Here is a 22,956-nt window from a genome sequence, read left to right as displayed (position 1 = left end):
GTCTGATGTATCGGGGAGCGGCTGCTCGCTAGACTTGTTCTTGCTGCGTGATCCCATGACTTGCGCATGCGATGTTGTAACTCTCCGACTTGCCGCTCACGCCCCCCAGTGTGAGCGGTTTTTTTTCGTCCATCGATTCGACCAGAACGTTGTTGTCAGCCGCGACGGCTTGCGGCGATTCAGGTGCGGCATGCGACATGCAAACCACTATGCGACTAGACGGCGCCGAATGCTCTTGATGCGAGTTTCGCAGCGTGCTCCTGTACGTCGCCTGGCCACTGCGCGATGGAGGCTGCGAAGCGGGCCGCGTCGGCGGCATAAAGCGCACGCGTCGCTTCCTCATAACCGGGCAGATTGCCGGCTAGCGCGGTCATGAAACGATAGGCCGCTTCCTGGGCACGACGCACGCGGTCCGTGTCTTCGCCTGATAGACGCGCGGCGTCCACAAGTTTGCGCAAGGCCACCGAGGCTCCGCCGGGCCGGCTATTGAGCCAGTCCCAGTGACGCGGCAGCAGTGTCACCTCGCGCGCCACCACGCCTAGCTTCGGACGGCCACGGCCACGCGGTGCACTGGCATCGGACGGGTCAGCCGACTCGTCGCTCACGGGGGCGCCCATCTCCTCGCGCGTCAATCGCTCGCGCACCTGACCTGCAGTACCACGCAAGTCGAACTCGACCGGCTGGCTCGTCACGTCGTCGAAAATCAGCACGGGCGCCTGCTCGCCGCGCTCGGTCACCTGCTTCACGGCGAGCGCGACATCCACCAAAGCGCCCGACGTGATGCGCCGAACGCCCTCGAAGGCCGTGCACGTTGTGGTTTGCTGGGTCATCACGAAAATCCTCATCAGTCGATTTTCGTGAATTATATCCGGGTAAAATACAAATGCAATATCACCCGGGTAAAATTTTTGCCGTGGGTGGAGGCGAGGCTCATGCGATCCCGCGATCCCGCGATCCCGTGATGCCGCGCCGCCCGGCTAGCGCCCCGGTTGCGTGACAGTCCCGGGACTGGGGGCCCGCTCCGCGACCGGGTACGAGAGGCTGCGATTGCGCCCCGCGTCCTTGGCCTCGTAAAGCGCGGTGTCCGAGGCGTTGACGAGCGCCCGATAAGTGGCGAAGTGATGACTCGCCGTACTGGCAATGCCAACACTGATAGTCAGCACATGGTGCGCACTGGCGACGTGGCGCAACTCGAGAGCCTGTACGGCCGCGCGAATCTGCTCGGCTATCTGCGCGGCGCCGAGGTTGTCGGTATCCGGCAGCAGCACGCTGAATTCCTCGCCGCCGTAGCGCGCCGCGACATCGCCGGGGCGCCGCGCATTGCTGTCGATGCAGCGCGCCACTGCCACCAGCGCATCGTCGCCGGCCGAATGACCGTACAGATCGTTGAAGCCCTTGAAGTTGTCGACGTCGATCAGGAGTATCGACAGCGGCCGTCCCGTGCGTTGCATCTGCAGCCAGGCACGCTCCGCTTGCTCCTCGAACGTGCGTCGGTTATTCAGCCCGGTCAGCCCGTCGGTGCGAGCTAGCGCCCGCAACGTTTCCTCCGCTTCGAGACGGCGCCTCAATTGCTGCGAGAACAGGATCGCGAGCGCGATGATCGTCACATCGAGCGCGCCGATCAGACTGCCGATAATCCATGCCCTGCGCCGCCAACCGGCGTAGATATCGCGCGTGGAAATCGCGACGTCGAGCAGCAGCGGAAAACCGTCGATATGGCGGAATGCGTACCAGCGTTCGACGCCGTCGATCGCCGCAGTGCCGAAGAATTCGCCGCTGTCCTGTTTGGTAAAACGCGTGTAGTTCGGCGTGCCGGTCAGGTTGATGCCGATGATCTTCGGGTCGTACGGTCGACGCATCAGCATCGTGCCGTCGCTGAGCATCAGCGCCATTGAACCGCTGTTGCCAAGGTTCATCCCGGCGAAGAGCCGCTTAAAGTACTCGATCCGCAAGGTGCCCACCACCACGCCGGCAAAGCTGCCGTCCGGACGCGAGATCCGTCGGCTCAGTGCGATACGCAGGCCGTCGTGGGCAAGTCTGGATTCGAACGGCGGGCTGACGTAGAGACCAACGTTGGGCGAATTACGGTGGACGAAGAAGTAGCTGCGATCCGTAGAGTTGATATGCCGCGGTGGAACGGACTGCGAATCAAGGATTGCGTTACCCGACTCATCGAGGACCAGCATCGAGCCCATGTCCTTTGCACTCGCGGCGCCGTCGAACAGGACCATCTGGCGCAGCGCAGGCGGCAAGGCCATCAAACCGGGCTGTTGCAGCCCGGCGATGACCGCGCGCAACGACAGGTCATACAGTTCGAGGTTACGCGCCACGTCGCGCTCGATTAGCAGCGAGACGTTCTGAGCCGAGTCCTGGGCGCGCCGCAACGCATCCTCGCGCATCTGCGCCAGCACCCAGATGGCGATCGCCAGGATCGCGCCGGCTAGCGCGAGACTGATCGCAATCACGATATTCGGGCGGCGCGTCACCATGTCTCTCGTTGCTTCTAGCATGCGCGTTGGCTACGCGCGTTGTCTGGGTGTGACCGCCGCCGAAGTGACGAAAAACGCGGCTCGCACAATACGGCTTACGGCGGCGCATGCAATTTCTTGAAACGCTAGCGTAACAGAGGCCAGCGCCACATGGCCCAGCCATACTGCTGGTAAGTCGTCAGGGCAGTCCAGCGTTTATACGGAGTAAACCATCGTCGTTTTTGGCCGATATCAGGTATGTTCGGTTGTTTCCGGGTTCGCGTCGTTTTCTGCAGGGTGCTTATACTGCTCATTAAGCTGAAGAATAGCTGAGCGGCGGCCGTCCAGCGTACGCAAACTGGCAGCAGGTCCGTCATGGCAAGTTGTTCAGGCCTCCGGAGGATTACGTATGACAGCAAGCGTTGTGGCAGATGAGCCGTCCGCAACCGTACAGTGGGCGACCCGGATCTATCTGGGGCTGCTGATCGCAGGCTTTGCGCTGATCCCCGCCTACCTGATCGCGTACGTCTACGTCTTCCAGAATCCCGCGCTGTTCTTCGAAAACCACGTTTTCCACGAATTCGCCATTGCGGCCGCGACGCTCGAAGGACTGTTCGTCTCGTATGTCGCCTGGCGGTGCTATCAGTCGTCCGGCGAACCGCTGCTGCGCTGGCTGACGCTCGGCTTTCTCGCCTTCGTGCTGATCTATGCCCTGCACGGCGCCTTCACCGGAATGGCACATCACAATATCTGGCTGTTCCTCCTGTACGGCCCGGCATCGCGGCTCGCGATGTCGGTGCTGCTGCTCGTCGCGTTGCTGACGTGGCATCAACCGCCGGAGCCGGTGCACTTGCGCCGCGAGCCGGGCCGCTGGCTGAAGTGGGTCGTCCTGTTCGTGCTGATCGACGTCGCGGTGGGTGTGCTCGCTTATTCGCCGATCGCGGGCGAGCTGGCGGTGCGATTGTCGCTGGAAGGCGGCGCGCTGGTGTTCTCTGCTGTGAACCTGGCGGTCATGCTGGCGCGACGCATCCGCTCACCGCTGATGAAAATCTTCGGCATTTCGGTGACGTCGTTTGCACTGTCCTCGCTCGCATTCATTCTGGCGCGCCCCTGGAATCATCTGTGGTGGCTCGCTCACGCCATTTTCGCCGCGGGCTTCTTCCTTCTCAGTTACGGGGTCGTGCAGGCGTTCCGGACAACGCGCTCGTTCGCAACCATTTACAGCCAGGAAGAGTTGATGGCGCGCATCGCGGAAGAAATGGAACGCACGGAGAATGCTCTGCAGGAGCTGAAGCGTACCAATCTGAAGCTCGAGCATCTGGCGGCTACCGATCCGCTGACCGGTGCAGCGAACCGGCGACAGTTCATTGGAATGGTCGAGGCTGAGATCGGTCGCGCGAAACGTGGCGGCGCACCCTTCTCGCTTCTCGCGCTGGACCTCGATCACTTCAAGGCTATCAACGACTCGTACGGGCATCAGGTCGGCGACGAAATCCTGCGCGGCTTCGTCCAAAGGTGTCTCGAGGCGATCCGGCCGTACGACGGCGTCGCTCGGGTTGGCGGCGAGGAGTTTATGGTGCTGCTGCCCCAGGTGGTGTTGAGCGTCGGGCAGTCGATTGGTGAACGGATCCGTGAAGCGATCGCCAATGGTGTGTTTGGCGGCCAGTCCGGCAACGCGGTCGCCCTTACAGTGAGCATCGGTGTGTCGCAATTCGGACGCGACGGCGACACGATCGACGAGATCCTGCGGGCTGCGGACGAGCGGCTTTATCGTGCGAAGCACTTGGGCCGCAACCGGGTGATTGGCGCTTAGGCGCGACGTTCGGTGCGAGTGCGGGCCGCAAGCCGCGCCCCGTGAACTGCGGGCTGCGGGCTGCGGGCTGCGGGCTGCGGGCTGCGGGCTGCGGGCTGCGGGCTGCGGGAAATTATCCCGCGTGCGGCTTGAGCGGCGGTGCGTCGCCCGGACCGCCGGGTGTGCGGCACAGCGCGCCTATCTCAGCCGGTCCCAGCACCGCCCGGTCCGGCACGCCACGTCGCGCCAGTGCCAACATCGCAAGCCCCATCTCTTCGGTGGTGACGATCTGCTTCGGCGCGAGGACCCGCATCAGCGCCATCACCGGCTTCAAGGCCGGATAAATCAGCCGGTACATGCGCGTCTTCGACTGGATCCCGTGCAGCGGCTCGATCACACCCGGCCGAAACAGATACACCGCCCGGAACGGCAGCGACTTCAGCGCGTTCTCCGTCTTACCCTTCACACGTGCCCACATGCTGCGGCCCTGCTCACTGCTATCGGTACCGCTACCGGAGACGTAGATAAAAGTCATCTGCGGATTCAGACGCGCCAGCGTGCGAGCGGCTGCGAGAGTCAAGTCGTAGGTGAGACGTGTGTAGTCGGCTTCCTTCATGCCGAACGACGACACGCCAAGACAAAAGAAACACGCATCGAAGCCCTGCAGCGAGGCCTCAATCGTGCGGTAGTCCATCATGTCCGGGTGGACGATCTCGGTGAGACGCGGGTCCAGTTGGCCGGTGGGCGAACGGCCCACCGTCTGAACCGACTCGACGTCCTGGGCACGCAGGCATTCGCGCAGCACGCCCTGCCCCACCATCCCGGTTGCACCAAACAGCAAGACTCTCATAGCCATGTTCCCTGTCTTCAGGATTTCGGGAAGTTGGGCAGCGTCGCAGGCGCAGCATAGTCAGTCGCGACGCTCACCTCGCGCCACGCTTCGCCACTGGCTGCGCGCGCTTTTTCCGCTTCGCCCGCGTAGTGAAGCGCGTCACTGCCGAGCAGCAGATGCACCGGCGGCTGATCGTGATAGGCCAGCTTGAGCACGACCTGCGCCACTTTCTTCGGATCGCTTGTCTCGTTGCCGACGTGCTGTTTCAGCAGCCCGACGATCGCGCCAACAGAAGGAGCATAGTCCTCCAGGAGTTCGGGTAGCGCGCTGCTTGCTTCGTTGCCCCACCCGGTCTTCATCCCACCCGGTTCGAGCGCTGTGACCTTGATGCCGATAGGCGCCAGCTCCTGGCTCACCACTTCGGTGAAACCGCCGACGGCCCATTTCGCCGACTGATAAGCCGCGAGCCCCGGCATGCCGAGACGACCGCCCACCGAGGAAATCTGGATGATGTGGCCACTGCGTTGCTTGCGCAGGGTGGGGATGGCCGCGCGCGTCACGTTGACCACGCCGTAGAAGTTGGTATCGATCTGCGCACGAAAATCCTCCTCGCTCGCCTGTTCGAACGGCGACAGATGTCCGAAGCCCGCATTGTTAACAACCACGTCGAGCCGTCCGAACGCGTCGAGCGTCGCTTGCACGGCTGCACGCGCGGCGGCCGCATCCGTGACATCGAGTGCGACCGCGCGCACCTGGTCGCCATACTGCGCGACCAGATCGTCGAGCTGACGCGGATCGCGCGCCGTCGCAACGACGGTCTCTCCCGCCGCCAATGCCGCTTCGACAATATCGCGCCCGAGTCCGCGTGCGCTACCGGTAACCAGCCAGACTTTTGCCATGATGTACTCCTTTCGATTAGATGAGCATGTAATCACTCATTAACTACGTAAAAAAATGTCACTTCCTGGCGATGGCGTTCCAGAACGCCTCCAGGCCTGCTTCGCGGTACCGCTCCGCGTGAGCAGGATCGCGTTCGATGAATTCCATCGTGGTCTCCGCCAGCGAACCCATGATCGCCGCCACGAAGGCCGGCGGCTGATCCCGCAAAACCCCGCTGGCGATGCTCGCCTCCAGCATCTCGTTGATGTCGGCGAACGGGCGCATGCCCGCGGCCCGTGTCTGCTCGCTCAAACGGTCAGACACGGACAGTTGCGCGATAGTCCGCCGCTTGTCGGGGAAGGCGACACCCCAGTTCACGTATTGCAGCCACGCATAGCGGGCGCGCTTCTCGATGCTTCCCGTCCTCGGGTAGGCGCCCATCATTGCTTCTCCCATGCCGGCCTTGATGTCGAGGTACAGCTCGTTCAGTAGAACGTCCTTGCTTTCGAAATAAGTGAAGAGCGTGCCTTCTGCCACCCCCGCGACTTTGGCAATCCGCGCGGTCGGGGCGCCGAGCCCCTGTTCGGCGATCACCTGAGTAGCAGCAGCAAGAATGGCGTTGCGTTTGTCTTCGCTTTTCGGACGGGCCATGCGGAAATGATCGGGCTTCATAAATGAGTGAACACTCAATCATAAACACGAGGGGCGACTTTTTCAAGAAAAATGTGAAGCTGGCACGAGTCTCTTTTTCACTAGCCAAAAGCAGCCATAACCTGACAGTTTCAAATCGACTGAAAGAGAGTTGAAATATGATGAAAAGACCATTCATGAAACCGGCATTATATTTAGGTATCCAACATAAAAAGTGGCACACCAGTTTCCTCTCAAAACATCTCTAATTGCGGAGGATATGAATAGCGCTTGACCCTTTATTCACGGCCCGAGTACATTTTTAGGCTCATAAATCAAGCATTGTTCATACGTTACAGCTCGTTACGTATTTTTTGCAGACCTAAAAAAATCAATTCGGTAGGATTCACTTCGCGAAAGACGAGCCGTTAACACATCGGTAAGTTCGAGTATGTGGTCTACCGCGCAATTGAGTTGATAGTTACCTTACTTTGCACGGCGGTTTCGGCCTAGCAGCGCAAACGTTTGGCTACACGCCAGATGCGTCCGCGACGACATCCGGTGCTACTTCGATCGTTCATACGAATGCCACGCCGGCGCACGTATGACGCGCTAACTGTCGGTCCCCCACGTCTCGAACCCCGATATCTGCGGGCAGCGGTCGGACGAGGTTCAGCCTCGACATCGCGTGCCTGACGTCAAACCCGAATTGGATCCACGAAGCGCCTCGCACGACGCGAAACGCCCGATGGATCAGTATTCCTAAATTTTCGCCTCACAGATGAAATCTCATTCGTTATTGCTCTCCTCATTGCTACTGGTACTCGCAGGCTGCGGCGGCGGTGGCGGATCCGGCAGCGGATCCAGCGGCACGAGTGCCACCGTCAACAATAACGGCACCAGCACAAGCAACGGCACCAGCTCCAGCGGCACCGCCAGCACCTCGCTGACCGCCAACACCAGCGCGGGCGAAACAATGTCCTGCCAATCGCCGACCAGTTCGAGCACAGCAGCAAGTAGCGCCCTGATTTCCGCCGATACGCCGAGCGCCGACGCCACCCGTATGTTTGCGTCGGGTAGCACGTTCCAGCTTGCCTTTACCACCAACGCACCGTCCGCGGACAAAGTGAACTGGGCTGTCAGCGACCAGTTGGGCAACGTCGCAGCGAGCGGCAGCTTTGCCGTCGCGAGCGGACCGGTCACCACCACGCTCAACTGCACATCGACGCTCGCCGGTTATTTCGCGGCTTCCGCGACGCTAGCCGCCAACGGCGGCCAGCTGCCTTCAGAGGGCACACGTCCCACCGGCATCGCCTCGTTCGGTGTCCTGCCCAATCTGTCCGGCACCGTCCCCGCGGTGACCTATGCGTCACAGGACGAGCATCGCTTCGGCATGCAGGGTGAGAACGACAACGGGCCGTTGCTGGCCGACCTGGGCATTTCGTCGACGATCGACAGCCGCCAGCTCTCGACGATGGAGCCAAACGCGGCAAACACGTTCAACCCGGCCGCGAATAACCTCGACCCGTTCTATACGTCGGGCAAGGTAATGCGCCTGATCCGTCTGGACGGCATTCCGGCCTGGGCAAGCCCGACCGGTGCGTTCGAGGACGACACCAACCCGCCGACCAGCCTCTCGTACTATCAAAACTACATGAGCCGCGTGGGTACGGAGTCCAATACGATTCGCACTACGTATTTCCCCACCCAGTCGAACAACTACTACCAGGTGACGTGGGAACCGAACTCGTTATGGAACGACACCGACGCCAATTTCGTCGCGCTGTATCAATCGGTGTATCAGGGCATCCACTCCACCGATCCGCATGCGGTGGTGATGGGGCCGACCGATGCGTTCCCGTCGCTTACGACCACGCGCCTGCAGCGCATCGCGTCGCTTGGCTTCGGCAACTATATCGACGGCATCTCGACCCACGGCTACTACGATGCGGGCACCTCGCCCTCGCATCCGCCGGAGCGCCTTGCAACGGACCCGACGCCTGCGAACGCCGCCAACGCGCTGATGAACGAGATTCGCGCGCTGCGCACGGAGATGGCAACGGACTATAAGCCCGGCATGAAGCTGTTCCAGACCGAAGTCGGCATCAGCTATGACCTGGGCACGTCGTACGGCCCGAACTACCCGACCGCCAACGTCCTGTTCGCGCAAGCGGCGGTGGTTGCGCGCACACACATCATCTTGCTGGGTGAAGGCGTCGATCAGACCTACGTGTTCTATGGCGCGGACTACCCGAATGAGGTGGGCTACGGCACGTTCTTCGATCTCGCCGACGCGCAAGGCGCGTTCGGCGCCACCAACATCAGCCCGAAGCCGGCCGCAATGGCAGTGAGCGCGCTGACGCACGTTCTGGACGGCACCAACACACTGGGGCCAGTGAACGGCACACCATCCGGTGTCTACGCGTACTCCTTCCAGCAACTCGGCAACGGTGCAGTGATCACGGCGCTCTGGACTCACAACAACAACGTGTGGAGCGCGAGCAGCGGATTCAGCTCGACGTATAGCGTGCCTTACAGCCTCACCGTGGATGCGCCAGGGACCAGCGGCAATGTGAAGGTCATCGACATGATGGGCAATCCGCTGACGATGAGCTACACCAACGGCACGTTGACGCTGAATCTGACCGAAGCGCCGGTGTATGTGGTGTCGAACAATGCGACGGTCGCCAAGGCGAATGTCACGACGCCTACGGGGTATGTTGCGAACTGAGCGGGTCGCCCGCGATGATGTCGAATTCGACCGGGAAGCGCACGTAGAACACGTGCACCCGCTCGGCCCGCACGAGATCGAGCAGTTTCCCGGCTTCCTCTTCAGTTACGGCGAGAATGATCTGGAGCGGCTGATCGGTAAGCCGAAGCACGTGCGCAGCGTGACGTGCTCCGGCATGGCCGATGCCCTCCGAACAACTGATGACGGTTGCACCGCAGATGCCCAGTTCGCGGACCTGATGCAGCAGCCATTCGCACACGGTCTGATGGCCGTGTTTGCGGTTCTTCTCTGTGTAGAACGTCAGTTGATAGCCGTTCATGATGCTGCCACGTCATCAAGTTCGTTAAGCGCGTTGCACAATCGCGGCTTATGCACGGCAGCCGCTAGCAGGCACAACCAGATCCGTTATTCGCGCCCTTCTGCCTCACTCGCCCCAAGCACTTCGTATTCGACCGGACAGCGCGTGTAGAAGAGTCGCACACCGCCTTCCCGCAGACGATCGAGCAGCGCATCGATACGTCCATCATCCGAGGCCACCGTGACGACCACCGGCTGGTCGATCAGCTCGAAGAACCCCGCCGCATGATACTTGCCGCGCACATCGACGCTCTCGCTCACATCGATCACCGTCGCACCGATGATGCCGGCCCGCGTCGTTTGATCGAGTATCCACCTTGCGACCGTCATATGACCTTTGCGACGACTCTGGTTGTCCGCAAACACAGTCAATTGACTGCCTTTCATAGGGATCTCCGCACGCACCGAAGTGACGTCTTAAGCATAGGAAATTGTCCGGCACTATGCATTGGACACATTGATCGCGATGCAGGCTATCGAAGCAGCGCTGTGCATTGAGTGCGTCACTCAGAAAGACTGCCCTTCTCAAGCGGACCGGTCAACCTGACGCGCAATGCTTACCGCGCGGTAGAGCTGGCCATAAGATTCCGCATTTTCCCGCGCAAGATGGCACAACGCGCGCGATGCGTGGCGTATATACAGGTTCGCGCTCCTTAGGCGGGAACATATTCGCCTGAAGCGCGTCACGGTATATATCCCCCTGCGAAAAGAGCGAGATCGAGCGATGGACGATTTCCTGACAAGACTCCTGCACTTCCAGCCGTCACTGATCGTGACGGTCGCACACGACATGCTGCACCTGGTCGTTGCCGCCCTGATCATCGCCGTCGGCTGGTGGCTTTCGAACCGGATCGGCACGATGTTCGCCAAGGCCTTTGCGCACACTCGGGCAGATCCCACCCTTGGCCCCATGCTCAAGGCAATGGGAACGTGGGCGGTGCGGGTGGTGGTATTCATCGCGGCGTTGAGCGAGGTAGGCATTGCGACCGCGAGCGTGCTGGCGGTACTCGGCGCCGCCGGCCTCGCAATCGGGCTGGCGCTGCAGGGCATGCTGCAGAACATTGCCGCGGGCATCATGCTGCTGATGCTGCGGCCATTCCGTGCCGGTGACGTAATCGAAGGCAGTGGAGCCGCCGCCGGCATCGTGCGGGAGGTTGGACTCTTCACCACACGCATCGAACGTAGCGACGGCAATGCCGTGTTCGTGCCGAACAGCACGATCTGGAGTAACCCTGTCATCAACTACAGCAGCGGCGGCACGCAGCGCATTGAAGTGGATGTGGACCTGGCGCAGCGCAAGGACGTCGATGCGGCGATTGGCGAACTGAAAAAACTGGTGGCGGACGAACCGCGCGTGTTGAACGGGACGACGCTTGCCCCGGTTGTTACGGTGGCGAGCTATCCGAAGTCGGGCGGCGCAAAGCTCAGGATCGCGGCGTGGGTGCGTAGTCCGGATGCACCGCTTGCCAGCGACGATCTGCGCAGCCATGCCCGCACGGCGCTCACGGAGGCTGGATGCGCGGTTGCGGCGCAGTGAATCGCGTCGATGTGCCGTTTGGTGCCTGGGGACGTTGAACCGGGCTGCTCTTTCGTAACCTAGAAAAAATACCTCAAATCCCTATTGTTGCTGGTTTTCAGCGTCCCGATCAATGTTCCGTGTACCTTAAATGGATCGCGCATGTCGATTCCACGACGCTTCACGCGTCGTATAGGATCGGAGGGGTCCTCCCTCCATTTCCGGAGCCAATGATGCCTAACCAGACCGTCCGTCTTCACCGCGTGATCCGTGCCACGTCCGAGCGTATCTACCGTGCGTTCCTGGACGCAGATGCCCTGGCCAAGTGGCTTCCACCGAATGGATTTACCTGCAAGGTTCATCAACTGGATGCCAGGGAGGGCGGCAGCTACCATGCGTCGTTCACGAATTTCACGACGGGTGACAGCCATTCTTTCGGTGGGGAGTATCTCGAACTGGTGCCGCACGAACGCATTCGATACACCGGCAGACTCGATGATCCAAACTTGCCGGGCGTGATGCGGACAACGGTGTCCCTACGGCCCGTGATTGTCGGAACCGAACTGAACGTGATCCAGGAAGGGATACCCGAAGTGATTCCTGCTGAAGCCTGCTATCTCGGATGGCAAGAGTCGCTTACGTTGCTGATCATGCTGGTGGAAGCTGAGATTCGGCAATGAAGGCGAGCGGAGCGAACGGACTGTTCGCGTAGCGCCGAGGGCGGCCTGAAGATAGACGATGGATAGGCCGTACTCGGCCTATCCATCGCTTTGCCCTGATCGCTTTACCTGATCGTGTTGTGACTGACGACAGGGCCTTTGCGTATTACTTGCGCTTGAGTTGCGAGATGTCCCGCACTGCGCCGCGATCGGCCGAGGTCGCCAGCGCGGCGTAGGCCTGCAACGCTTGCGATACCACCCGTTCACGATTCGCCGGCAGCCAGGCCTGAGGGCCACGCGCCTCCATGGCTGCGCGGCGGCGTGCGAGTTCCTCGTTCGACACAGCCAGGTGCATCTTGCGATTGGGGATGTCGATCTCGATTACATCGCCCTCTTCCACCAGACCGATCGTGCCGCCTTCAGCTGCTTCCGGCGACGCGTGACCGATCACCAGCCCGGACGAACCGCCCGAGAAACGGCCGTCGGTAAACAGCGCGCAGCTCTTGCCCAGCCCCTTGGATTTCAGATACGACGTGGGGTAAAGCATTTCCTGCATGCCGGGACCGCCCTTGGGACCTTCATAGCGGATCACGACCACATCGCCCGCGACAACCTTGTCGCCGAGAATGGCTTCGACGGCATCGTCCTGGCTCTCGAAGACGCGCGCGCGGCCGGAGAACACCCATTGCGATTCGTCGACGCCCGCGGTCTTGACGATGCAGCCCTTCTCCGCGAGGTTGCCGTATAGCACTGCGAGACCGCCGTCTTTCGAATATGCGTTCTGCTTGCTGCGGATACAGCCGGTCTTGCGATCGGTATCCAGCGAAGTAAAGGTGGCTTCCTGGCTGAACGCGACGGTGGTAGGAATGCCGCCCGGGGCCGCGCGGAAAAGCTTCTGTGCTTCTTCGCCCGCGCCACCGGCGACGTCCCATTTGGCGATCGCATTGCCCAGCGTGCCGCTATGCACGTTGCCGCACGACAGGTCCAGCAGTTCCGCACGCGCGAGTTCGCCAAGAATACCGGGAATGCCGCCGGCACGATGCACGTCTTCGATATGGAATTTGTCGGTGGCGGGCGCTACCTTGCACAGACACGGCACTTTGCGCGAGATGCGATCGATATCGGACATCGTGAAATCGACACCACCTTCCTGCGCGGCTGCCAGCAGATGCAGCACGGTATTGGTCGAACCGCCCATAGCGACGTCGAGTGCCATGGCATTCTCGAATGCCTGCTTGCTGGCGATGCTGCGCGGCAGAACCGACGCGTCGTCTTCCTGATAGTAGCGACGGCAAAGCTCCACCACCAGGCGGCCAGCCTGCTCGAACAGACCCTTACGCCATGCATGCGTGGCCACGATCGTACCGTTGCCGGGCAACGCCAGACCGATGGCTTCGGTCAGGCAATTCATCGAATTCGCGGTGAACATGCCCGAGCAGGAGCCGCACGTCGGACAGGCGCTGCGTTCGATTTCCGCCACTTCTGCGTCGCTGACCCTCGAGTCGCCCGCCTTGATCATCGCGTCGATCAGGTCGATCTTGGCGATCACCTGGCCGTCCGTTGGCGACTTCACCTTGCCCGCTTCCATCGGACCGCCGGAGACGAACACGACGGGGATATTCAGGCGCATCGCGGCCATCAGCATGCCGGGAGTGATCTTGTCGCAATTGGAGATGCAGACCATGGCGTCGGCGCAATGCGCGTTGACCATGTATTCGACCGAGTCAGCGATCAGTTCGCGCGACGGCAGCGAGTACAGCATGCCGCCGTGGCCCATGGCGATGCCGTCGTCGACGGCGATGGTGTTGAATTCCTTGGCGACACCGCCGGCTGCTTCGATTTCTTTCGCGACCAGTGCGCCGAGGTCGCGCAGGTGCACGTGGCCTGGGACGAACTGCGTGAAGGAGTTGACCACCGCGATGATCGGCTTGCCGAAGTCGCCGTCCTTCATGCCCGTGGCACGCCACAAGGCGCGGGCGCCGGCCATGTTGCGGCCGTGGGTCGAGGTTTTTGATCGATAGTCAGGCATGTTGTGTTTGTTTTTGGGGACTGGGGTTATTGGAATTTGGGTTGGGGTGATGCAAGCGAGGCGGAGGTGCGGGCGGTGGCTCGCGATGGCCTGCGCGGATTTAAAGCGGGAATGTATGAATAGTGCGAGAGGAGCGGTGAGACGTCCAATATATTTTTGAGGTGAGATTAGGTCGTGGAGAGTATTAATTGACGGGAGAGGTGGGAAGTGTATCCGTGCATCGGTGTCCCACGAGTCGAGCCGCGCTACAGAGGGTGACCCGCTCAATTTGGCCCTTCCCTGAGAAATTGAACGGCATTTGAGCGCGGCTCCGCTCCTCATGCCTTCTGCGGCAAACGCATCGTAAAGGATCGATGTCCTCACAGCGCCATGTTGATCCGCGGATACCTTGCTCTGCTGGAGAGCCTGGCTGAGCAACGGACAGCTCCAAATGAAAAGGGTTACAGGCGAATCACCTGTAACCCTTCGAATTCTTGTTGGTGGGAGGAGGAGGATCGAACAATCTCGCTGAGGCAAACGGGACGGGCATCACGCTCGCCAGAAATTCCAGAGATGCCCCCAGAGAAGGGCTTCGTGAGGGTTCACTTGAAAGTGCGATCGAACTCCCGACCGTTTTGGCTTGACAGACAGCGAGGTTTTGCACCGCACGTCGCTGGCACCAGTCCACAGTACTCCGTGACAAAGGATATCGCAACGGTTTAGTCAGAGCCGCGCTGTTAAGTTGGAAGCAGCGAAATCTCGCCCCTGAATCGTTAGAAAATTCCAACTCACGCTGAGTCAAACAGTGAGTATGCTCAAGCCGTCAGCCACCCGTTCCGGCAGCGATGACCGAAGCGGTAAGCGTCACGGCCTGCATGACGGGGCCGCCAGGTCTAACTCAATAGCCAGCACCGCCGGCCCATTCCGGACGGCCTCGGTATTGATCGATAGACAGACCTCACATTCGAGTAAGAGAGCCAGTCCTATTCCGAGAAAAGAAAGCGGGGGCACGCAGGAATCCGGGTACCGCCAGCGTGGCCGCACGCTATGCCCTGCTTCTGACGACGACCCGATGTTGAAAACGCGTCCCCTCACAAATCCACTTTCACCGCACCGACTGCCTCGACAAACGCATCACGACAGGCCTTCTTCTGGAAGTTGGCTAGCGCCTGCATCTTCATCCGAACGGTTTGCCACGCCTCCAGCAGTTCAGCCCGAGCGCTGTCCCACGAGCCCGGTGCGTGATACACCGCCAGGAAGCGGTACTTATCGCCTTTCCAGGTGAAAGCACGGCACCCGTCGGAGGGCTCTCCTTCCCATGCGTCCATCGAGACGTGAGGAAATTCATGAAGTTGCGATAACGGTAAAACCGGTCTTTGGCCTTTCGAAATTGGACTTGCAGCTAGTTCCCACAGCATTTTGGGTCCTGCAAACACGCTGCCACCCGACATTGCATCGTTAAGGTCCAAATAAGCCTGCAAGCGAAAATGCTCGGCTCCATCGGTGCTCAAACGCAGGACACCGCCTTCCAGAAACTCAAGGGGTGTCACGGTCAATCGGCGCTCCGCAGAGTCCCCGCCCCCCTCATACAACGCGTCCAGAACTGCGTCGAAAGCTTCCGAAAACCATGCCCGAACCCCGGCAAGCACCTGTCCACAAACCATCAGATCTTCGTGTTTCATATTCGAGATGTCAGCGCCTTTAGCGTTGTTGAGTAACCGCGAAACGCGCAGGTCGCCGCCGCCAGCATAGGCCGCGCTCAACGTATTGACAGAGGGAAAAGCGCACCGCGACCGATACGTAGCCTCCACATGCTCGGCCGCGTTTGTAACCAGACTTCGGTAAAAAAGTGCCACCCGTCCTGCGTGTCCAGCGAGTTGCGCGAGCAGGCGCCACTCGGCGCCGCCGGCCGCGCGCACCATGGCCGCGAACCAGACGATGCCCGCGTCCTCCATCAGATAACCCCATCGCCGCTCGCGGTTTTGCCCTGCAAGCCATCGCGGCACGTTTTTCCCATCCGGGATCTCACGCACCGCGTCGGTTGCGCATACGGCCGCACGCAGCAACCAGAACTCGCCGCCGATCGACTCCAGCAGAACCTTGCCGGACACGCTCCCGGCAGCGGTGAAGGCGAACGACACATCTACCTCGCACGCAACCGTGTTGCGCGAACGATCGAATACGAACCGGCTGTCGGGTACGTGACGCACGCCCCATGGACCGCCGTCGCGAAGCGCCGTGGCCGGAGACCCGGCCAGATCGGCAGTGAACGGAACCAGAACCTCTTCCGTGCACCGGACCTGCGGATCCTTCGCGGACGCTCTCGAGAGCCGCAGGACATTCGATCCGCTCGTGACCACGCGTCGCACACGCGTGCAATCGAACGCAGGCAGGTACACGGTCGATTCCAGCAAAGTTTCGTCGGCGAGTTGCGTGGGCCGCACGCTCTCGCCCACGTGCTTGTGCCGGATCCCGCGCGGCAAGGCGATCGGTACCGCTACGTCGTCGTCCTGCACAAACTTCGCGCTGTCAGGATAGAACACTGCTTCGTCACTCTTCGCACCCGTTGCGGCTGTGACGAGTATCGAATCATCGGCGTCGAGCGAGTTGACATCGAGTTCGCCGATTTCTTCCTTACGTTTGCCAAGATCCATCCGCAGGTCGCTGGCGATCTTCCCTCTAATCACGCGGTCTACCTGATAGCGGTCAAGCGTACCGTCGAGATACGGGAATGCCACACCGAGGCGAGGCAGCCCTTCAGTTGTGCCCGGTTGCGCGCTCGCGTAGTTTTCGATCCGTCGCCCGATCAGGCTCCCGAGGCGGTCGATCCGTCCGATACGCTGCTCAAGGTCGCCCGACGTCCACGCGACACCGTAATGCACGATGTTGTCGCAGAAGAGGTGCATATCGACGCCTTCCTTGAGCACGTCCGTGCAGACAAGTACATTTGGGTGGGTGGGAAACTTGAACTGCGTAACGGCGTTCTGGTTTTCCAGCCGGCTCGATCGTCCAATCACCGGCGACATCAGGCGAAACGCCATGTGAACGCGTTCGCGGCAAATTTGCTCCCAGCCGACCGCCGTTCCGCTGCGCAAACATTTATCGACAATCAGGTCGAAATGTTCGATCCAGCGCCGGAACTTCTCCTTCCAGTTGGCGATATACGTCGCCAGCCCATGCAATACCGACGTCTGGGCGCTCTCGAACATCCACAGCAGCTTGTCGGGCAGTTCGGTTGCACCATCAGGTGTGTTCGAGACGTGCGTGTTGAGGATGTAGAGATCGACAATGAAGTCGGTCTGCCGCATCGACTGCAGTACGCACAGTTGCAAGGCGGCGAGCTTCCACGCATCGGGCGACGAATGCGTAGTGTTTGCGAAAAGCCACGCGTGCGTGTTGTCGTCGCGAAGTTGGGTCACGCGTTCTACGCCCAGAATCGCCGCCAGGAAACGCAGCCAGCGTTCACCGTTCTTTACCCAGATTGCTTCGTGCGCTTGACCTGATTCGTCATTGCTGTTTTCGGGGCGTTTCAACAGAAATCCGCGCAGGGGCTTCCGCGATGGATCCTTCGCGCTCAGAAGCCGCGACCCGAATGACACCAGCTTCCCGTGGTGCTCCTTGATACCCGAGGCCCGTTTCAACGCTTCGAAGTAAGGCAGGCTGACCGCATCGCGAAACTGGCTGCCGCGCACGGTTGCGCCTGACACGCCGAAATCGTCTTCCTCGTCACCGTCGAGCGACTGAGTGGGGATGTCGATGCTGTCCTCGTCAAGCACCTCGCCTGAGTCATCCACCCGGTTCCACCAGGACGCACTCGAATCCCACAATGACTTGCTCCGCTGCTCGAAATCCGGTTTGATGAGCAAAGCTCGCCACACGGCAATCCGCTGATCGACCTGCTGCTGGAACCGCACGTTCAGCAGATCGCGAATCTCCTCGACTGTGTCGATACGACGGACGAACACCAGCGTCTTGTCGTTGCCACCGTCTTTCAGACTGTGCTCAAAGAGTTCGTCGGCAGTTCGGTTCAGCTTGGCGTGAGGCAACGCGACAGACTGAGATGCGAGCAGTTGCGCGCGGTTCTGGGGCGTCATCGCTTTCACAAAACTGTGGTTCAGATCGTCGATGACGGTCCGGTCCAGCGCCGCATTCGGCTCGTCGTTCTGTTTGCCCTGCTTGCCGTCGCGAGCCGCCTCATACTCACGTGGAACCTCAGGGGCGGCCACGGCAGCCTTCCTGCGTCCGATGATCCGCCCAACGGACGTCGAGAGCGACTCGAACGACGCACACTCGCCCTGCCGGAACCTGTTCTGCTTGCCCGCAAGCGCGCCGACCAGATGCTTTTGGACGAGTGCCATGGTCAGCGAAAGGAACGGATCGTCGGCGCCTGAATACCGCACGCGCTCGTATTTCCGGTACTGGATTTTGCCGTAACGATTGTCCTGTCTATCAGCATAGGTGCGCGTGCGGCGCACCATCATCTGGCGGAGCAGTTCCACCACGTCGGGCTTGGTGCCAGGCTGCGAATCGAGTTGCCAGGTGACGCGACTGCATCTGGCCTGATGTTCGCAATCTCCGCAGTCGCGGGGGATTTGCACGGCGCCCTCGCTACCGCCGGCTTCACCGACAGGCACCTTGCGGCATAAATAGGTGTCGAGGCTCCTGATATCGCGCGTGCTGGAGTGCAATGGCGTGGCGCTCATGAAGAGCCAGCGGTCGACATGGCGCCGAAAGATCTGGGCGATGTGCTGATTCTGATAGTTACCTGTGTGACGCAGGTACTGTGCTTCGTCGAAGATCACGAGGTCAAGCGGCTGGTTTGGCCTCGGTTCGCAGTTTTCGTCGATTGTCGTGCCGTTGGTCAGCAACGCTCCAATGCGTCGACAGTAAGCCGCGGCGAGCGCGTGTGTCGCGTCCTCCTTCCACGTATCCGACCGCTCGGAGAAACACTCAGCGATTGCCTTTTCGTCCTCATCCAGCTCCCCTGGGTCCGCCACCCCGACGAGCGCCGCATAGTCCGCCAACATCGATTCGGGATCCGCGCCTTTGAGCGTAAGCGGCCGGCTGAAAGATGAGTACCGCAGCAAGTGAATCCGCGCATCACCGAGCCGCATCGCTTTGATGAAATCGCGCAAGTTGTGGTGGAAGTGCAATTCCTCGAGCTGGCTGGCGTCGGCGGAACTAAGGAGCCGATCATCCAACAGCTTGTAACAGGTGCGCAGGAACTCCGACCATTCGCTTTGCCACTGGCGCTGCAGCGTAGCGCTCGAACAGACGATTACCACCCGCGAATCCGGCTTGCGCAGGAATTGCGTCGCGATTACGCCCATCGCCTGGCGCGTCTTTCCCATGCCGACTTCGTCGGATAGATAGGCGAAGCCCTTGTGCTCGAGAAGATGCCAGAGTCCAGCGACACCTTGGCTTTGCAGCTTGGCCTGCAGACTGGCCGTCTCCGGGCGTGCCGCATCGTGTCCGTCGAAGTCGATGTACGACCGCACCATTCCCGCAGTTAATCGTGCGGGGATGAGGTTTTTGTTATTCGGCATGCGCTACTCCGATTTCCTGACTGATCTCCTTGCTGATCTCGCGGTGGAACCAACCGAGGAAGTCTTTGATCCGCTCAGGCGTCGCCGTCCCGAACATCGAGATGAACGATGGTGAGTTGCCGAGCAGTGACACCATGTCTTCGTGAAGTTCGTCGATCTTCTCGTCGATATCCTTCCGTAACGACGGACTTGACACGTACTGTCCGGTCGCATCCAGTCGACCCACGACGTCACGCATTTCCGTCAGCTGGATATACCGGCCGATCTTTTCCTCGGGGGTCGTGGCAGGTTGTAGCGCTATTGCGCGGTACAGATTCGTCGCACCATATGGCGCCTGCTTGTCATAAGGATCGCGCTTTTTACCCGCGCTGCCCGGCTTCTGGTAGTACTCAAGCAACTTCCACGTGCCTTGGAACAGCCCGAAGAAATCGAACGTCGGCTCGGCCGGCTCCTCTTCGCCGTCGCCACCGCCAAGGCCAAGCGCAGCACGTTCACGCATCTTGCCGTCTGAGGCATCCGGATTGAGACTGCGTAAGAGTTCGAGAACTTTCTTCAAGCGCGGACGCGGCTGGTAGCCGAGTTCGTCGGGCAACGCGTTCACCTGCGTGACGAGACCTCGGAATGTCGCCGTGTCATCTTTACCAGACGTGTATGCGACGGAAAACGAACGCACCGGCTGGGCGCCCTTGAACGGCAGGGGCGGCATCACCTGCGTTTCGCCTGCCGGCGTCACGGCAAACGGATGCTCGAAACCATCGGCGCGCAGGACGATATCGCGAATCGATTGGTCGCTGGTAATGGTCAACTGAGCGCAAAATACGCGCGCCCTCCAGTCACACAGCACGATGGCCTCGAAAGGCGGAAGAGGCGGTGCGTTGTCTTCATCTTGTCCCGGCTCGGATGGTGCGAGTTCGCCTTCGTCCAGCGGCTGAAACTGACGGTTCCAGAGATCGGGAGCATTCTTCAGTTCGTAACGAAGCATCGCCTCGACGTTCGCGAGCGACTGGCCTTGAGGCGCAAGCATCGCTGCCTGCGTGAAGTTCGCAGAGCCAATGCACAGCACGCGCGCTTCGTTAGCGTCTTCGAGCATCAGCGCTTTAGCGTGCGTGTAGCGCTCGCCGTCCTTGCTGAATTTGCGAAATCCACGCCGATAACCAGGCGATGCGCTGAGCGTTTCGACTGGGAACCTGTACTTGCCGTCGGTATTGAGCGACGGCACGAAGAGGCATTCCTCGACTCCGAGCCTTTGAGCGAGCGTTTCGACGCCACTCCAGTATGGAGATACAACTGTCGCGGAGCGCCACGGCCGCGATCCTTTTAGCGTGTTAAGCAATGAATGTCGCGTATCGCGCTCAAACGGCAGGGACAGATGCAACGTCGGCATGTCTGAGGAGTCCGGCGCGAGTTGGCTAGCGTCGGAGAGCGCTTCGAGCAGCGCCGCGAGGATCGCGCGCACATCGCCTTCTTCCTCGTGCGGCTGGCCGCCCGTAGATGCGAAGTGGCGCTCCGCCTGGCTGGCGAGCCATGCGAGCAAAGGGCGCAACTCATCGGCGTGCTGGCGTGCCACGGCGGTCATGCCGACGACCTCGCGATTCACCGCCCAGCCGGACAGTGTGAGATTGCCGCTGCCAACGGACAGCCACAAACCCTTTTCTTGCGTTTGCTTCAGCGTGCCGGCCATCAGCATCAGCTTGGGATGGAAGCGGCCTTCGGGGAGCCCGACCGGCAGCAGACCGTAGCGCATATCGCCTTTCGGCTCAGGGCACGTCGAATGATCGCAGGCAACCAGACACTTGATGACACTCAGATCTTCGTTGATTACGTAACGCGTTTCCGATGTCCCTTTCAGTTCATCGACGGTATCTCCTACCAGCAGCGGCAACACATTTGCCTCGAAGAACTGCGACACGAAGTTAAATGTCGTGAAGAGAACGTAGCGTGGATGGTCCGTCGAGAAGCGGTCGCGGATATGTTCGAGCGTGCCGCGCATCACGTGATCGATCTTGGCTGGCGCCGCGCTCATACCGGCTCTCCAAAAACTTGCGCATAAATATTCGATGCGGTGTTGAGGTAGTAGTCGTTCATCCATGGAAAGCCGTCGACAAGCCGCTTTTTCGCGTCCTGCCGATCGCGGTCGCCTGCGACCGGCAGCACGATAACGTCGCCTTCGATCAGCACTAGCGGATCGCGCCCGCGTTCGGTCATACATCGCTTGTGATAGTCCACTAGCTCGCGCGTGAATGCGATCAGACACGCGCGGCGCGCCGCGGAATTCGCGGCGGGAACGCTGGCTGCGAGGATGTCGGCGAGCATCTGCATCTGCTTCATCCGGGGTGTTTCGAGCTCACTTCCGAGTCGCTGGAAGGCCGCAGCACGCTCGCGCATCTGAGAGAACACCTCTTCGAGTTCGCGTGCGAGTTGCTCAAGTTTCTTGCCTGGCGATCCGCGCAGAAAGTCGAAAACGTCCTGCATTACCAAGAGGAACGGCTCGCAGCGGAGCACGCTGTCGATGTCGTGTGCCAATTCCTCTGACTGAAGAAGGCGAATGCGCTGCTCGATGCGCAGGCCCTCCATCTTCGTTGCTCGTCTCAGCGCCAGGAAATCGCGCGCGAGGGTTCGCTGGAAGTCTTGCCCGAATAGACACTCCTGCAGTATTGGCAGCAGGGAGTCATGGTCGAATATCCGCTCGAACGCCTTCGAGAGCGCTGTGCCATTAAGGTGGCGATCCGGCTCGAGAGCGGTCTTCGCATTCGCAAGAGGGCCTGTCAGCGCGCCAAGCAGTTCATCTGTGGCTTTCGGAGTCCAGTGACGATTCAGTTCTTTGCAGACTTCGGGTTCGACTCTCCAGTTGTCGTCGATCAGACCTGCGCGTCGACTGGTGCCACGGTAATACTGGTACAAGCCGTTCGCGACGGTCTTGCCGGTCTTGGTCGTGACATAAAGATCCTTCCCTTCGGCGGCGAGCGTGTTGTTGCCGAAGCAATAAGGGCGCTTGTTGTGATAGAGCCAGTATTCGGCAAGACCTTCCATTAGCCGGAAGAACTTGCGGGGCGCATCGTCACCCGCCAGCAGTTGGCGAAATTTCTCTTGCTCATTGGCGAGCCACTGAATCAGGACGACGGCCTTGATACCGTTGACTTGCCCGACGGGCGACGCCAGGTGAGGGACGAGCTTTCGTCCGAATGCGCTCCACACCGGCAAGAGCCCGAGTGGATCACGTCCGCCGGACGAGCGGCTTAACGCAGGATCGGGATCCGTGAAGTAAGGCAAGCCGATGGCGATGCCGTCGGCAGCGCTGCTGCGGTCGAGTTCAGTCATCGAAAGGGAATCAGATTCGTGGCGTGAAGGGGGCGATTGACACGGCCATTGGTGTCGCTGGGTTGCGTTTTCGAATGCATAGTCTTGGGATTTGACTAACGTCCTCACCAAATCCTTTAGTCACCACTCAAGCTGTGCCGTATCGGCAACGGTTGCCGTGATTTTGTATTCGCCACGCAGGTCGATCAACTTCTGGTCCAGGCAGCGTGGCGAGCCGACA

Annotated in this window: 16 protein-coding genes; 4 read left to right on the top strand and 12 right to left on the bottom strand. The window is 60.5% G+C overall.

The genetic code is table 11. The features are described from left to right. Nucleotides 1–215: 215 nt before the first annotated feature. Together P3T17_RS12170 and P3T17_RS12165 are read right to left on the bottom strand one after the other, a co-directional pair. Nucleotides 216–830 (bottom strand): DUF2239 family protein, encoded by a 615-nt coding sequence (locus tag P3T17_RS12170; protein ID WP_429406892.1) that lies wholly within the window; start codon nt 828–830, stop codon nt 216–218. Between the two features lie 147 nt (nt 831–977). Continuing rightward, nucleotides 978–2,489: a sensor domain-containing diguanylate cyclase gene (locus tag P3T17_RS12165; RefSeq protein ID WP_429406890.1), complete on the bottom strand. Its 1,512-nt coding sequence runs from the start codon at nt 2,487–2,489 to the stop codon at nt 978–980. Nucleotides 2,490–2,877: 388 nt separating this feature from the next. On the opposite strand from P3T17_RS12165, the gene P3T17_RS12160 reads away from it, so the two are divergent. After that, the gene (locus tag P3T17_RS12160) at nt 2,878–4,281 is read left to right on the top strand and encodes a GGDEF domain-containing protein (protein ID WP_429406888.1); all 1,404 of its coding nucleotides are present in this window, start codon (nt 2,878–2,880) and stop codon (nt 4,279–4,281) included. 112 nt (nt 4,282–4,393) lie between these two features. On the opposite strand, the gene P3T17_RS12155 is transcribed toward P3T17_RS12160, so the two are convergent. The 4 genes from P3T17_RS12155 to P3T17_RS12140 form a co-directional block, all read right to left on the bottom strand. Then, complete coding sequence (locus P3T17_RS12155) at nt 4,394–5,110, bottom strand: epimerase (RefSeq protein WP_429407205.1); 717 nt, start codon at nt 5,108–5,110, stop codon at nt 4,394–4,396. 17 nt (nt 5,111–5,127) lie between these two features. Next, nucleotides 5,128–5,991 (bottom strand): SDR family NAD(P)-dependent oxidoreductase, encoded by an 864-nt coding sequence (locus P3T17_RS12150; protein WP_429406886.1) that lies wholly within the window; start codon nt 5,989–5,991, stop codon nt 5,128–5,130. A 58-nt stretch (nt 5,992–6,049) separates the two neighbouring features. Then, entirely contained in the window at nt 6,050–6,622 is a 573-nt protein-coding gene (locus tag P3T17_RS12145) for a TetR/AcrR family transcriptional regulator (RefSeq protein ID WP_429406884.1), read from the bottom strand. A 768-nt stretch (nt 6,623–7,390) separates the two neighbouring features. After that, complete coding sequence (locus P3T17_RS12140; RefSeq protein WP_167379369.1) at nt 7,391–7,684, bottom strand: hypothetical protein; 294 nt, start codon at nt 7,682–7,684, stop codon at nt 7,391–7,393. On the opposite strand from P3T17_RS12140, the gene P3T17_RS12135 reads away from it, so the two are divergent. Continuing rightward, a complete protein-coding gene (locus tag P3T17_RS12135) occupies nt 7,665–9,332 on the top strand; it encodes a hypothetical protein (protein WP_429406882.1) in 1,668 nt (555 codons plus the stop codon). The two genes, P3T17_RS12140 and P3T17_RS12135, sit on opposite strands and share 20 nt — an antisense overlap. On the opposite strand, the gene P3T17_RS12130 is transcribed toward P3T17_RS12135, so the two are convergent. Together P3T17_RS12130 and P3T17_RS12125 are read right to left on the bottom strand one after the other, a co-directional pair. Further along, nucleotides 9,310–9,651: a DUF190 domain-containing protein gene (locus tag P3T17_RS12130; protein ID WP_074263149.1), complete on the bottom strand. Its 342-nt coding sequence runs from the start codon at nt 9,649–9,651 to the stop codon at nt 9,310–9,312. The genes P3T17_RS12135 and P3T17_RS12130 overlap by 23 nt on opposite strands. 86 nt (nt 9,652–9,737) lie before the next feature. Continuing rightward, on the bottom strand, nt 9,738–10,076 hold the full coding sequence (locus tag P3T17_RS12125) for a DUF190 domain-containing protein (RefSeq protein ID WP_429406880.1): 339 nt from the start codon (nt 10,074–10,076) through the stop codon (nt 9,738–9,740). Nucleotides 10,077–10,413: 337 nt separating this feature from the next. On the opposite strand from P3T17_RS12125, the gene P3T17_RS12120 reads away from it, so the two are divergent. Both P3T17_RS12120 and P3T17_RS12115 read left to right on the top strand, forming a co-directional pair. Beyond that, nucleotides 10,414–11,226 carry a mechanosensitive ion channel family protein gene (locus P3T17_RS12120; RefSeq protein ID WP_429406878.1) on the top strand — a complete coding sequence of 271 codons (813 nt, stop codon included), beginning with the start codon at nt 10,414–10,416 and terminating at the stop codon, nt 11,224–11,226. Between the two features lie 212 nt (nt 11,227–11,438). Continuing rightward, a complete protein-coding gene (locus P3T17_RS12115) occupies nt 11,439–11,885 on the top strand; it encodes an SRPBCC family protein (protein WP_429407203.1) in 447 nt (148 codons plus the stop codon). Between the two features lie 145 nt (nt 11,886–12,030). Here P3T17_RS12115 and ilvD read toward each other — a convergent pair whose 3' ends face one another. The 4 genes from ilvD to P3T17_RS12095 all read right to left on the bottom strand — a co-directional run bounded on the left by ilvD (nt 12,031) and on the right by P3T17_RS12095 (nt 22,736). Then, nucleotides 12,031–13,893: a dihydroxy-acid dehydratase gene (ilvD, locus tag P3T17_RS12110; protein WP_429406876.1), complete on the bottom strand. Its 1,863-nt coding sequence runs from the start codon at nt 13,891–13,893 to the stop codon at nt 12,031–12,033. Between the two features lie 1,070 nt (nt 13,894–14,963). Then, entirely contained in the window at nt 14,964–19,418 is a 4,455-nt protein-coding gene (locus tag P3T17_RS12105; RefSeq protein WP_429406874.1) for a helicase-related protein, read from the bottom strand. Next, nucleotides 19,408–21,441, bottom strand: coding sequence for a hypothetical protein (locus P3T17_RS12100; protein WP_429406872.1), 2,034 nt, complete (start codon nt 21,439–21,441; stop codon nt 19,408–19,410). The genes P3T17_RS12105 and P3T17_RS12100 overlap by 11 nt, the downstream gene beginning before the upstream one ends. Further along, complete coding sequence (locus tag P3T17_RS12095) at nt 21,438–22,736, bottom strand: hypothetical protein (protein WP_429406870.1); 1,299 nt, start codon at nt 22,734–22,736, stop codon at nt 21,438–21,440. Before P3T17_RS12095 ends, P3T17_RS12100 begins: the two co-directional genes overlap by 4 nt. Nucleotides 22,737–22,956 lie beyond the last annotated feature (220 nt).

The sequence above is a fragment of the Paraburkholderia sp. GAS82 genome (assembly GCF_050436285.1).
Classification (GTDB): domain Bacteria; phylum Pseudomonadota; class Gammaproteobacteria; order Burkholderiales; family Burkholderiaceae; genus Paraburkholderia; species Paraburkholderia phenazinium_B.
Note: the sequence above shows the minus strand (reverse complement) of the source record. Positions and strands in the feature narration are given on the sequence as shown.